Genomic DNA, 12878 nt, shown 5'->3' with positions numbered 1-12878 from the left:
TCTGCTGAAAAAACGGTTTAAAAAACGATCTATTCTTCTGCCGCGGCAGCCGAGGATCCGGCCTTCGCTGCGCTGGCTATCTTATCTAGCACCACGTACACCACCAGTGAAACGACGATCCCGTTCACAGGTCCCACGAAGAACGGGATGTTCAGGAATGGCGCCGCAGCTACGAGTGCAGGGAAGTTCGCGAATGTCCCGCCTGTGATGCAGCCGACCAGCGCTCCTACGATGTAGGATGTTACGCCGACGCCGGAGAACCCGTCTCTGATCTGGAAGTGTTCCTTCTTCCCTCTTCCTGCGATCCAGTATTCCGCGATGATGACTCCGGCCAGCGCCGGGATCATCCCGGACATCAGGGACAGGAATCCCTGGAATGCGTTGAGCAGTCCTGCCGCCGCCAGAACGGTACCAGCTGCACCGGCCACTCCCGTGGTGATCTTGAACTTACTCTCATCGAGGCCGAGAAGGTTGCTCAGCGCCAGCCCGCCGGAATAGGCGTTTGTAACGTTCGTCGTCCACGTAGCGAGCACCAGAGCCACCAGTCCCAGGAAAGGAACTCCCAGTGAGCTGAGAACTGCCGAAATGTCGTACTGTCCGGTGACGATGCTGAGCAGTGCGCCGGTCATCAGCATGAAGATCCCCGCAGGGATCACTCCTACGATAGAAGACTTTATAACGTCTCCTCTGTTCTTCGCAAATCTGCAGTAGTCGGCGGAGATAACACCTCCAAGCGCAAATGACGCTACTACCATCGAGATACCGAAGACCAGTCCCGAGGATGTTTCAGGAGCATAGCTGGCGATGGCGCTTCCTCCACCGTTCTTCGTGATGCCGGCGATCAGACCGTAAAGGCACACGGCCACCAGCAGCGGCACCGCCACGTAGTTGAGCCACTTGAGTCCTTTTAATCCGACACACGCTGTAACAAGCATGATCACGCCCCAGACTACGGACCAGAAAGCCGTGCTCGCCGGGGTCGCCTGGGTACCCAGCATGGATGCTGTCATGGACGCGAATGCGCTTCCACATGTGGCAGACTGGATGCCGAACCATCCTATGCAGGCGATGGCCAGGATGATGCTGATTATGTATCTGGAGCCCTTCGTCCCCAGCGATCCCGAGGCCATCACCGCAAGCGGCAGTCCCGTGTCACAGGCCTGCATCCCTATCATTATCATGTAGGCACAGATCAGGCCGTATCCTATCAATATGGACAATATCATCTGTGCGATCGACAGCCCGCCTCCCGTCAGAACGCCGCCTATCATCAGTGATGGCACGCATATCATGCCGCCGGCCCACACGGCCGCTATGGAAGTCCACTTCTGTCGCTGTTCGGGTTTTACCTCAAACCCAGTACCCTTTTTACTCATGATCTCTACCCCTTTTCCTTAAATATGATCGATGCATTGATTGTAGTCTCTGCTGTGCATCCATTTCCTTATCTCCAGGGCAAAACAAAACCGCGGCGTTTTGTCCATCTGGACAAAGGCCGCAGCAATGCTTCATAGATATTCAATTTCGTCGGCAATGCAGCCTACAGTAGAAGTCTCCTGATACCGCAGGCGATATAAAGGTTCATGGACTCCGGCATGCTCCCGGCGTGGAAGCCGAGCCGGTCACTGATGGTGTTGATGCGGTATTTAACTGTGTTCTTATGAACAAACAATTTATCAGCCGTTTTCTGAACGTTCCTGTCGGTGTCCAGGAGATAGATGCACAGTGTGGGGATGAGATCGTTGCTGTCGGTCTCGTCGATCACTCTGAGCACCCGGAGATACCCCTCGACGCTCTCATTTCCTTTTTCCACTATCTCCCTGCACTTTCCGGCAAACTCCATGTCCCCTCTCATGAAAAAGTCTCTGCCCGGCAGTATCTTCAATGCGCTGTCATAGTTCTCACCGTTGAGCAGGTAGGCGCGCCTTACGTCTCTGGTGTTCCTGAAACCCGTGTAGTAGCACATTTTCACTCCATGCGGAAGCACGGCCGACAGGTTCGTACGCAGTGCGTCGACATCTGCCTTCTTCCGTATGGTGTCTGTAAAAAGTATGATCCGTTCTTTGTAGACGTCCGTGCAGACGGTGCTGCAGAATTTATTCGCCTCTGCGGCGACGTTTCGGACATCTTCCGGCCCGAGATCGCACCCGGTGAAGATCCACATGGAGTCCACAGATGCGATGTCCAGTTCGAACATTGAAGAGAGCGACCTCATCTTCAGCGGCTGATCCGTGAGAATAGCGTCTATTATCTCGGAGGCTATGCCGATACCTTCGCTGCTGCCCCATAGCTTTATGGCGATGCGCACTCCCTCCACCGCCTGCTGCAGGTTGATCTGAGACATCTCCTGTCCCACGTTCACGATGTAGAGCTTGTAGTTGGTCCCCGAAACGTGGACTTCCCTTCTGTATATACTGGCGTCGTCCATCCCTGGAAAATCCAGCGGCTCGGCCCCCATCTCAACTTCTGCGAATTTTTCCACCTGCTGGTGGATCCCGGCCAGCTCGCTCGGCCACGCCGCTTCGTAAAGTGTCCTGCCGCTTTCTGTTGTGAGGACTACGCTGGCCCTCAGCCGGTTGGAGATCAGGCGCATCATGGTGTCCACCGTCTGCTGACGCGGGGAGAGCTTGGATATGGATTCCAGCAGGTTCACGATCATCGGCTCGCCGGAAAACTGATCCCGCACGATCAGGCCCATGATGTCGTTGATGGCCTCGCCATATCTAAGGTTGATCTGGTTCTCCGGCATGGATATTATCGGAAAGTCCAGGTCATCCGCGAGTTTTATGATCTCCGGATCTATCTTCTTCACGAATATCCCCACGTAATAGACGATGAGGCCCACCTCTCCGATGGCAGAAAGATTTTTTATCAGATTGAACTGCGCCTCCACGTCCTCGGCGCCGTTGACGAACCCCGTTATCACTATCTCCCCGCCGGTGAAGGCCTTGTTTCCAAGCGCCTGCTCGTCCACCAGCTGATAGTCCATGGTCTCCAGCACTGAGACCGTGGACACGATCTTGTCCAGGCCTCCGGCTCCAGCCACTACCCTGGCGTTGGCCAGGGATGGGAGCTTCAGGAGGCTCTTTACAGTTACACTCATTTTCCAGTCCCTTTCGTTTATATCCGGTCGGGACGGCCGACGGGCCGCCCCGGAATAATGGATATTATATTTTGAGATCCGCATATATACAAATCCTACACAGAACACGGCCTGCCCTCCAGGAAAAAAGCAGTGCCGGTCAGAGCAACGTATCGGTCCGGCCGCACGCCTCCGACTGTCCGTACATGTTTTTTTCACCTGGAGCGGCACATTTTTTCGAAAAACGTATGGACAAAGCGATGACTCGGTGTTAAATTATTGTCAAGTCGTGGTAATACCACGAAATTCCGATAAATATTTTCCTATTCTCCCTTACAACGGCGAAGTTTACAAGGATTTGCAGGCATTTTACATATTGTATGCAGCGGAGAATCCAAATGTGGACGTTCCACAGCCTGGTGAGGGTCATCAACGATGGCACCAGAATTTTCGGGAGGTGTACTATGTTATTTCAACTATATGGCGACATGGCTCTATGGCAGATCCTGGGATGGATCCTCGTCTTCACCGGCCTGATCCTCATGAACGAGATCGGGAGGCGCACCGTCAAGGGCGGGATCGCAGTTTTCGTTATTCTTCCTCTGGCACTGACGGCCTACTTCATCGCTATCAAGATCGGCGCAATGAACGGAGCGTCCTGGGCGCTGAGCAACCCGACTCACATCTACATGAACGGATGGTTCCACTACGCTAAGCTCTATGCGGCCGACATCGGGTGCGTGGGCTTCCTGATGCTGAAGTACAAGTGGGGTCTTGGAAAAAAGGAATGGTTCAAGCCTTGGCCTTTCATCATCGTGGCCATCAACATCCTCATCGCGGTAGCTTCGGACTTCGAGTCCGCATTCAACGGCTTCGCTGCAGGCGGAATGGCAGGCGGTTGGTGGAAGTCCACCGAGGACGTGTGGCTCTACGGCGGCTGGTGGAACGTTGTGAACGGCATCGCCGGACTGCTGAACATCCTGTGCATGACCGGATGGTGGGGCATCTACACATCCAAGAAGAAGGACGACATGCTTTGGCCTGACATGACCATCTGGTTCATCCTGGCCTACGATGTGTGGAACTTCACTTACACATACTGCAACCTGCCGACTCACACCTGGTACTGCGGAGTCGCGCTGCTCCTGGCCCCAACCTTCGCAAACGCCTTCTGGAACAAGGGCGGCTGGATCCAGAACCGCGCCAACACCCTGGCGGTATGGTGCATGTTCGCACAGGTATTCCCTCTTTTCCAGATCACAGAGCCGTTCTCGGTGCTGCCTTCCCTCTACAAGGGAGCCGTAGCTCACGGGGTATCGGCATTTGACATGACCACCATTAATTCCGTGTCCGAGCTCACGAAGGCCGGCGTAACTGCCGACCCTACGGCACAGGGCGTGGTAGCTCTGCTGGCTCTCGCTGTCAACGTAGTCACACTGGCGGTGATCATCAAGAGAGCAAAGGCTCAGCACAAGAATCCTTATAAGAACGAGATCTTCGCCGGCACAAAAGACTTCGAAGAAGCTATGGAAAGAGTGGCCTAGTTTGGTATAGAATACAGTATCAGTGCATCGTTGATCGCAGAAGCACCCGCAGGCATGATGTCTGACGGGTGCTTTTTTCAGGAGGCCTCTATGAAATTCGAAAAGATCTCACTTCCTTCTCAGCGGGAATTGTTCATCAGGAAAATGCAGGAGATGATACTCTCCGGAGAACTGCCGGTAAACGAGAGGATACCGCCGGAGCGGGAGCTGGCGGAACAGCTGGGCATCAGCCGCACGGTGGTGAACACCGGGATAGCCGTTCTCGAAAACCAGGGCTTTATCGAAGTACGTCCACGTCAGGGCACCTTCGTGGCTGACTACAGAAAAAAGGCCAGCGCCGAGACGCTCGATGCGATCATGCGCCTGAAGGGCGATATACTGACAGACGGCGACATCCGCAGCATCCTTGAGATCCGCTGGGCGCTGGAAAGGCTCACGGTCAAGAACGCGATCCAGCACCTGGACGAGAAGTCCATCCCGGAGATCGAGGCCGTGGTGGAGAGCATCGGAGCTTCAAGCAACAACGTGGAGGCCGCCCGGCACGCACTTGAGTTTCAGAGCAGGCTGGCGGAGATGGGCGGCAACGTGATGTTGAGCCTTATCATCGTCACCTTCAGGACCCCGTGTCTGGCGATGTGGGTGCGCTTCTGCAAGATCTACGGGATCGACACTCTGTATGAACACACCATGGAGTCGTGGCGGCTTGTAAAAGACAGAGACTACGACGGCGCCCTGGAGTGGATCGAGACCTTCTCGAAGGACGCGATAGACGGGAAATACACATTGTACGAAAAGGACCTCAGGAAATGACGCAGAGGTGCGCTGCTGTCATTACTGTCTCTGTTGCCGTCTCTGTTCCAACGCCATACCGATCAGGCGGTCGGTATGGTCCGCCATGAACAGCGGGATGTTCAGCTTATGTGACATGTGCCACACTTTTATTGATTTTTCTGTGTTTGAGTTCTCACAGACATCGATCCATCACATTTCTACCTGTTTACTAAATACATGGAACTAAAACAGGCTTCCGCATTTTCTTTTCAAAATGCGAAAGCCGCACCGGCCCGAACGACCGCTAGAACTCTTTTTTCTCCATTATCCTGATGCCCCACCGATACGCAGTGAACACCACGATCGCACAAGCACCTGCGATCACGAGCAGTATCATAGCATCAGACGGGACGCCAGCGCCCTGCGCCTGGTAACCGGTGCCAAGCCCGGCACTTGTACCGGAGCCGCCTCCCGCTCTCGAGACCACCATGCCAGCTGCGCACAGCGCACCGACGCAGAGCAGAAGGACGACACGGCTTTTTTCCACCCCGAATCTCATCTGTATCGTCGTGGAAATGGCGATCATCGCGAATACCACAAACAGTATTGCGGCATTTTCCGGGATCTGACCGGATACCCCATATCCCGTGTCTCTGATAGCGCTCACGGCAGCGGCGACGACCATGGATGTCAGCCATCCAACCAGAGTGCAGGCCCCGGTAAAGAGGAATTTTTCCGTCACGTACTGTCTTCTCGTGACCGGAAGAGTGAACAGGAAGGCGAAGCCGTTGTCTGCCTCGTCGCAGCTCAGTGTACCCATCGCCAGGAACCCGAAGATCGCCGTTCCATATCCGGTGAGGAACAGGTTGTCCGAGGACAGTCCCATGACGATCAGTATCATGAGCAAAACCAGAACCGTCAGTTTTCTTCTGAGGATCAGCCTCAGATCTTTTTCGAACAATCCGCTCATATTTACCTCCCAGACATCATCAGGATCAGGTCATCGATGCCGCCGTTCTCCACGATCAGGCCCGGGTAGTTCTCTGCGTAAAAAGCCTTTTCCTTCGTCAGGCACTTGTACACGGTGCCCTCTTTCCGGGCGGTGAGAAGATACCGCCTGTCCAGCTTTTCGTATGCCTCCTCATCCGCCTTGATCACCGCGTAATCGGAAAGGATCACGTCCGTGTCTTCGTGGAGCAGGATCCGTCCCTGGTGGATCAGATAGATGTCATCACAGATGCTCTCCAGATCGGTCGCTATGTGGGATGTGATGAGGATGCTCCTCTTTTCGTTCCGGGCGAGATAGTCCCGGAGTATATCCAGTATCTCGGTCCTTGCTTCTACGTCCAGTCCTGCGGTCGGCTCGTCAAGGACAAGGACATCACGTATTCCTTTCTGTACACGTTTTCAATTGAAGGAACTGTCCCATTTTGGTAGAATTACCTTGATTTATCTTATTTTTTTGTGCATGAAACAAAACGCAGGAGTTCGAAAGAATATGCCGGTGATAGACGTATCAGATGTGAAACTGTCAGATGGTGACAGAAACGAGGTCCTCCGCTACCTCGGATATCAGGGGCAGACGATCTCTCAGGACCTCATGGACACCTTTTCGGAGTGCATGGAATCGGTGAACGATGCCGCACAGCCTAAGGCACTTTACAACATCTATGATCTGCATCAGGATGAAGATCACCTTACACCAGGCCCTGACAGGAAATACCCCGCGGCCGTGTTCCCCGATGAGCTGTCTTTTCTTTCTGGAAACGACATAAAAGTCCACCTCGCGGGCTGTACACAGGCCGTGCTGATGGCTGCGACCATCGGCCTCAGACAGGATATGATGACGAGGCAGCAGAGCCTCATGGATCCGCTGAGATCCGTGATCATCGACTCCGCCGGATCCGTGCTGGTGGAGGCGGTGTGCGACACCGCAGAGGCCGTGCTTCGAAGCCGGCTGAGCGAACAGGGACTCTTCCTCACCAGCAGGTTCTCGCCTGGATACGGCGACCTGCCTCTGGACGCACAGCAGAAGTTCTCCGAAGTTCTCGAGATCAGGCGTATCGGGATATCCGTATCCGCCGACTTCCTGATGACGCCGAGAAAATCCGTCACGGCGGTCCTCGGCATCGCGCATCACCCGGTCAAGAAGAATCAGCGGTCGTGCGACAGCTGCAACCTCAAAGGAGCCTGCCGCTTCCGCAGGATGGGCTTTTTCTGCAGCGAATGACCGGCGACGACCTACCCTCAGCGGACGGAACCGAGCAAAAGATATTTTTTACAGATAACGCCACAACCAGATGAACAGAAAGAAGGACATATGTCAAAGCCACTTATCCTGGACGGCGCCATGGGTACCATGCTCCAGGCAGCCGGACTCAGGCCGGGCGAGCATCCAGAAGTGTTCGGGTGCCAGCATCCCGATGTGATAACAGAAATAGAAAAGAAATACCTAGCCGCGGGTTCTGACGTGATCTACACCAACACCTTCGGCGCGAACAGCAAGAAGCTCCAGGGCTGCGGAATCACGGTGGACGAGGCGGTAAAATGCGCCCTGGCTTCCGCGGAAAAGGCCGTGACCGAGCACGAAGCCGCCACCACGGGCCAGCCCACCCCTGATTTTTCCATTTTCAAAGGGCTGAAGGAGCGCCTTTCCGAAAAAGGGCGGCACCACGCGATCGCCCTTGACGTCGGACCGATCGGAGAACTCCTGGAACCACTCGGCACCGTGACATTTGAAGATGCCTATGCCGCATATGCCGAGGAGATCGAAGCAGGAGCCAGATACGGTGCCGACCTCATCGTGATCGAGACCTTCACCGACCTGTCGGACGCCAGGGCCGCCGTCCTGGCCGCAAAGGAGCATTCCGACCTGCCCGTCGCCGTGACGATGACCTTCGAAGAATCCGGACGGACTTTTACCGGGACCACCATCGCTTCCTTCGCAATGGCCATGGAGGGCCTGGGCGCGGACGCCGTCGGCATTAACTGCTCCCTCGGACCCGAGGAGATACGGCCCCTCATCGAGGAGATGGAGGACTGGACGTCGCTTCCGATCATAGTCAAGCCGAACGCCGGGCTCCCCGACCCGAAAACGGGAGAATACCGCCTCAAGGCCGCGGATTTTGCGGCACAGATGAACAAGTACAGCGATCTTTCCATCGCGCTCGCCGGAGGCTGCTGCGGCACAGATCCGGAGTACATCCGGCTGCTGTCGGACACCGCCGCGAAGTGGGCTGATCCCGGAAAAAGGCCTGACCGCAGGAAGCGCGGCGTATGCTCTCCTTCAAACGTTTGCGAGTTCGGAGGCGTGCGGGTGATCGGCGAAAGGCTGAACCCTACGGGAAAGAAAAAGTTCCAGCAGGCCCTGCTCGAGCACGACATGGGATACATCTGCAAGGTCGCCCTCCAGGAGGAGGAAGCCGGTGCTGACATCCTGGACGTCAACGTGGGAGTCCCGGGCGGCGACGAAAAAGAGCTCATGGTGGAAGTCCTCCGAGCCCTGCTCGGCGTCATCTCTCTCCCTCTCCAGTTCGATTCCAGGGATCCGGAGACGATCGAAGCAGCCCTGAGGCTGTACCCGGGGCGAGCCATCGTGAACTCGATCAACGCCGATGACGCCACCCTGGACAGGATGCTACCGGTAATAAAGAAATACGGTGCCGCCTCCATCGTACTCTGCCTCGACGAAGACGGGATACCGACCGACGCCCGGGGCAGAATAGAAAAAGCAGAGCACGTCATCGACCGGTGTGCGCAAGAAGGGATCGGGCCTGAGGACCTGCTCGTTGACTGCCTCACCCTCACCGTGTCAGCCCAGCAGGATCAGGCGCGGGAGACTCTGAAGGCCCTGCGCTACATCACGGAGCACCACCACACCCACGCATCCCTGGGAGTCTCGAACATCTCCTTCGGGCTGCCGGCCAGAAAGCACATAACAGAAAGCTTCCTGGTGCAGGCGATGGCCTGCGGCCTGGATTTTCCGATAATTAATCCTAACCAGCTGGAAATGATGGACGCCGTGGCCTCCTTCAAGGTCCTGTCCGGCGAGGACGCGAACTGCGCCTCCTACATAGAGAGATTCGCCGACAGGGTCGAGGAAAAGGCCGTGGAAAAGAAAAAGTCTGCGGCTTCCGGCAACGCCGGGAGCAATGCGGGATCCGCAGGAGACATGACCATCGAGCACGCCGTGCTCAAGGGACTGAAGGACGAGACGAGGGTTCTGGCGGAAAAGGCCCTTCTCACCATGAGCGAAGAAGAGGTCATAAACAAGGAGCTCATCCCCGCCCTCGACGTGGTGGGCGAGCAGTATGAAAAGGGCATCTTGTTCCTGCCTCAGCTCATCAGCTCCGCTAACGCCGCCACCGCCGCCTTCGACATGATAAAGGAACGGATCAGCGCCAGAAACGCCGGTGGCGTGAACATATCCAGAGGTACGATCGTGATCTGCACCGTCAAGGGAGACATCCACGACATAGGCAAGAACATCGTGAAGGTCGTGCTGGAAAACTACGGCTACCACATGATCGATCTCGGCAAGGACGTGCCGGTGGAAAAGGTGGTCGACGCCGTGAAGAGCAGCGGTGCAAGGCTCCTGGGGCTTTCAGCTCTGATGACCACCACGCTCCCGGCGATGAAGGAGACCATCGAGGCGGTCAGATCGGCATCTCCGGACACGAAGGTGATGGTGGGAGGTGCCGTGGTAACTCCGGAATACGCAGCCGAGATCGGCGCGGATTTCTACTGCGGCGATGCCAGAGACAGCGTGAAGGCCGCCCAGGAAGTGCTGGGGTAACGGCACGGTGACCCTCACCGCAGCACATACAGACAGAAAACATACGAGACAGGAATTTACTGATGAAGACCACTAACATACGCGAATATCTCAAAAACAACGTCCTGCTATTCGACGGCGCCTTCGGTACCTACTTTTCCATGAAGTACAGGGACAACACGAAGGCCTGCGAGCTCAGCAACATATCCGCGCCTGAGAGGGTGACCGAGGTCCACAGAGAATATCTCGAGGCTGGTGCAACCGCCATCAAGACGAACACCTTCGGAGCATATCCCGAGGTCATGGAGGGGATCGAACAGAGGAACTCTGTCGTCGAGGCCGGTTACAGGATCGCAGTGGATGCAGTCGCCGCATCTGGAAAAAACGCCTACGTCTTTGCAGACATAGGGCCGGCCCCGGGAAAGACCCCCGAGGAGATGCAGAAGCAATACATCGAAACGGCGGACATCTTCCTGAAGGCCGGCGCCACGAATTTTATTTTCGAGACCCTCTCATCCATCGACGGCATTCTCGAGTGCGCCAGGCACATCAGAGACATCTGCCCTGACGCCTTCATAATAGCTTCGTTTGGCGTGCTTCCCGACGGTTACTCGAGGGAGGGCCGCTACTACAGAAACCTCATGGGTGAGGCGGAATATTCGGGTCTTTTTGAGATAACCGGGCTCAACTGCGTGTCCAGCGCCGGCCACATGGCCAGGCTGCTCATGAAGATGGATCCTGAAGAACTGAAACACACCTCGGCCATGCCGAACGCCGGTTACCCGACGGTAAGAGGTTTCAGAACATTCTATAAGGGAGCCCCGGAGTTCTTCGCCCGTGAGATGCTCGAGCTCGCCGAAAGCGGGGTCCGTGTGCTGGGCGGATGCTGCGGCACAGATCCTCAGTATATAAAAACACTCGCCGGTCATCTCTGCGGTTTCACCCCGGCCGAATCCTCATTTGAAAGGCGCAAACCGGAAAGCGGGTCATATCCCGCAAGAAAGCTCGGAGGCTTCAAGGAAGGCGTCACCATAACGAATCGTATATGGCAGAAGCTGAACGCGGGAAAGAAGATAATAGCCGTTGAGTTCGACTCCCCCAAAGATACGAACCTGGATAAGTTCATCGACGGGGCCAGGCGGCTCCAGGACGCGGGCGTTGACACTCTCACAATAGCAGACTGCCCTATAGCAAGAGCAAGGATGGATTCCACTCTCCTGGCGTGCAAGGTCATGAGAGATCTGGATCTCGACGTCATCCCTCACATGACCTGCAGGGACAGGAACATCAACGCCACCAAAGCTCTTCTTCTTGGCGGCTCTGCAGAAGGGCTGAGGAATGTGCTGGTGGTGACCGGAGATCCGATCCCGACCGCAGAGCGCGACGAGGTCCAGCGTGTATATCAGTTCAACTCGCGTAAGCTCATAGCCTACATCCGCTCGCTGAACGAAGAACTGTTTGATGAGCCGATGATGATCTTCGCCGCACTGAACGTCAACGCGGCAAACTTCGATGTAGAAATGAGCCGCGCTCAGGAAAAGGTCATGGAGGGTGCCGACGGCTTCCTCACCCAGCCCGCAATGTCCGATGAAGCGATCGAGAACATTAAAAAGGCCAGGAGGGAGCTTCCTCCTGACGTATATATCCTGGGCGGCATCATTCCTGTGGTGTCCCAGAGAAACGGGCAGTTCATGGAGTCTGAGATCTCAGGGATACACATACCTGAAGATATGATACAGAGCTACGCCGGCCTGAACAGAGAAGAAGGCGAGAAGCTCGGAGAGAGATACACTCTGTCCATAGCCGCCCGCCTGCTTCCATACGTAGATGGTATATACCTCATGATGCCGTTCGAAAGAGTCGCACTGATGGAGCGCATCGTAAGTCCTGATGTAAGTGGCCACGCTTTAGTGCGTCTTCATCCCTATCTGCCTGAAATCTACAGGCAGATCTTTTTTGTTGCAACGACGTCTCTGAAGGGTCAGAAAAGTTCTTCCAGCGCCTGGACATCCTCGATGGATATCTTCCTGCCCTCGACCCTGATCAGCCCGTCCTCAACCATTTTCATCAGCTCACGGGACAGCGATGGCCGGGCGACGTTCAGCGTCTGGGCCATCTCCTCCCTGGTCATGACCAGCTTGCGAGAGTAGTCCCCTTCGCAGTAGAGAAGCAGCATCTTGCCGATCTTCTGCCTGAGGGTCTGGCACATCAGGACCTCCAGCCTGTCATTCAATGAATACGCAGTCTGAGCCAGGATCATCAGCATGTTGGATACCATCCGGGTGTGGTACCCGCAGCCGCGCGGGCAGGTGCTGCTGAGGAACCCACGGGGGATGCTCACCACCTTGCTCTCCTCGCCGGCCTGGGCGAAAAAGCCGTACTGTTTTTTTCCGAGAAAAAGGATAACGTCCCCGAAAATATCTCCGGTCCTGCCGTAGGTCACGAGGATGCTGCGCTTTCCGTCCACAGAATCACGGCCCACCCGGACCATGCCGCTCACCAGCACGTAGAGACGCCTCGGTTCCATGTCTTCGGTGAAGATCATCTCGTCCTTGCGAAAGACAGCGCATTCAGCACCGGCGCACTCCATGCTCTTGTATATATCCTCGGGATCCAGTCCCTGAAACAGGACACAGCTCTCGAGCTGCACCAATGCCTCTTTGTCATTGATCAGTTTCGTGCTGCCTGCCATTCTCCCTCAACTTTC

The 12878-nt window shown here is 55.7% G+C and carries 10 protein-coding genes and 1 pseudogene; 6 read left to right on the top strand and 5 right to left on the bottom strand.

Features of this window, described 5'->3' with window-relative positions:
- Nucleotides 1-29: 29 nt before the first annotated feature.
- Entirely contained in the window at nucleotides 30-1376 is a 1347-nt protein-coding gene (locus tag BQ7382_RS02285) for a cytosine permease (protein WP_077390515.1), read from the bottom strand.
- Nucleotides 1377-1540: 164 nt separating this feature from the next.
- Nucleotides 1541-3103 (bottom strand): PucR family transcriptional regulator, encoded by a 1563-nt coding sequence (locus tag BQ7382_RS02280; protein ID WP_159437201.1) that lies wholly within the window; start codon nucleotides 3101-3103, stop codon nucleotides 1541-1543.
- A 443-nt stretch (nucleotides 3104-3546) separates the two neighbouring features.
- On the opposite strand from BQ7382_RS02280, the gene BQ7382_RS02275 reads away from it, so the two are divergent.
- The gene (locus tag BQ7382_RS02275) at nucleotides 3547-4626 is read left to right on the top strand and encodes a DUF5692 family protein (RefSeq protein ID WP_077390661.1); all 1080 of its coding nucleotides are present in this window, start codon (nucleotides 3547-3549) and stop codon (nucleotides 4624-4626) included.
- A 90-nt stretch (nucleotides 4627-4716) separates the two neighbouring features.
- Complete coding sequence (locus BQ7382_RS02270; RefSeq protein ID WP_159437200.1) at nucleotides 4717-5436, top strand: FadR/GntR family transcriptional regulator; 720 nt, start codon at nucleotides 4717-4719, stop codon at nucleotides 5434-5436.
- 265 nt (nucleotides 5437-5701) lie between these two features.
- Here BQ7382_RS02270 and BQ7382_RS02265 read toward each other — a convergent pair whose 3' ends face one another.
- On the bottom strand, nucleotides 5702-6367 hold the full coding sequence (locus BQ7382_RS02265) for an ABC-2 transporter permease (protein WP_077390512.1): 666 nt from the start codon (nucleotides 6365-6367) through the stop codon (nucleotides 5702-5704).
- A gap of 2 nt (nucleotides 6368-6369) precedes the next feature.
- The gene (locus BQ7382_RS09430) at nucleotides 6370-6576 is read right to left on the bottom strand and encodes a hypothetical protein (RefSeq protein WP_144082065.1); all 207 of its coding nucleotides are present in this window, start codon (nucleotides 6574-6576) and stop codon (nucleotides 6370-6372) included.
- A gap of 12 nt (nucleotides 6577-6588) precedes the next feature.
- Between BQ7382_RS09430 and BQ7382_RS09425 the strand changes: the two genes are divergently transcribed.
- From BQ7382_RS09425 to BQ7382_RS02245, 4 genes and pseudogenes are all read left to right on the top strand, one after another.
- Nucleotides 6589-6834 carry a hypothetical protein gene (locus BQ7382_RS09425; protein ID WP_144082064.1) on the top strand — a complete coding sequence of 82 codons (246 nt, stop codon included), beginning with the start codon at nucleotides 6589-6591 and terminating at the stop codon, nucleotides 6832-6834.
- A 31-nt stretch (nucleotides 6835-6865) separates the two neighbouring features.
- A complete protein-coding gene (locus BQ7382_RS02255; protein WP_144082063.1) occupies nucleotides 6866-7627 on the top strand; it encodes a vitamin B12 dependent methionine synthase, activation domain protein in 762 nt (253 codons plus the stop codon).
- Nucleotides 7628-7717: 90 nt separating this feature from the next.
- Complete coding sequence (locus BQ7382_RS02250; RefSeq protein WP_077390509.1) at nucleotides 7718-10192, top strand: homocysteine S-methyltransferase family protein; 2475 nt, start codon at nucleotides 7718-7720, stop codon at nucleotides 10190-10192.
- Nucleotides 10193-10254: 62 nt separating this feature from the next.
- Nucleotides 10255-12042 (top strand): annotated as a pseudogene (locus BQ7382_RS02245) (bifunctional homocysteine S-methyltransferase/methylenetetrahydrofolate reductase); the annotation flags it as partial.
- Between the two features lie 110 nt (nucleotides 12043-12152).
- Here BQ7382_RS02245 and BQ7382_RS02240 read toward each other — a convergent pair.
- A complete protein-coding gene (locus BQ7382_RS02240; RefSeq protein WP_077390508.1) occupies nucleotides 12153-12863 on the bottom strand; it encodes a Crp/Fnr family transcriptional regulator in 711 nt (236 codons plus the stop codon).
- Nucleotides 12864-12878 lie beyond the last annotated feature (15 nt).

Source organism: Mobilibacterium timonense, assembly GCF_900155555.1.
GTDB classification, from domain to species: Bacteria; Bacillota; Clostridia; order Peptostreptococcales; family Anaerovoracaceae; genus Allobaileyella; species Allobaileyella timonense.
Note: the sequence above shows the minus strand (reverse complement) of the source record. Positions and strands in the feature narration are given on the sequence as shown.

Excerpts from the sequence above, each read along its gene's own strand:
- BQ7382_RS02285 (WP_077390515.1), bottom strand. The coding sequence starts at position 1,376 with ATGAGTAAAAAGGGTACTGGGTTTGAGGTAAAACCCGAACAGCGACAG.
- BQ7382_RS02280 (WP_159437201.1), bottom strand. The coding sequence starts at position 3,103 with ATGAGTGTAACTGTAAAGAGCCTCCTGAAGCTCCCATCCCTGGCCAAC.
- BQ7382_RS02275 (WP_077390661.1), top strand. The coding sequence starts at position 3,547 with ATGTTATTTCAACTATATGGCGACATGGCTCTATGGCAGATCCTGGGA.
- BQ7382_RS02270 (WP_159437200.1), top strand. The coding sequence starts at position 4,717 with ATGAAATTCGAAAAGATCTCACTTCCTTCTCAGCGGGAATTGTTCATC.
- BQ7382_RS02265 (WP_077390512.1), bottom strand. The coding sequence starts at position 6,367 with ATGAGCGGATTGTTCGAAAAAGATCTGAGGCTGATCCTCAGAAGAAAA.
- BQ7382_RS02255 (WP_144082063.1), top strand. The coding sequence starts at position 6,866 with ATGAAACAAAACGCAGGAGTTCGAAAGAATATGCCGGTGATAGACGTA.
- BQ7382_RS02250 (WP_077390509.1), top strand. The coding sequence starts at position 7,718 with ATGTCAAAGCCACTTATCCTGGACGGCGCCATGGGTACCATGCTCCAG.
- BQ7382_RS02240 (WP_077390508.1), bottom strand. The coding sequence starts at position 12,863 with ATGGCAGGCAGCACGAAACTGATCAATGACAAAGAGGCATTGGTGCAG.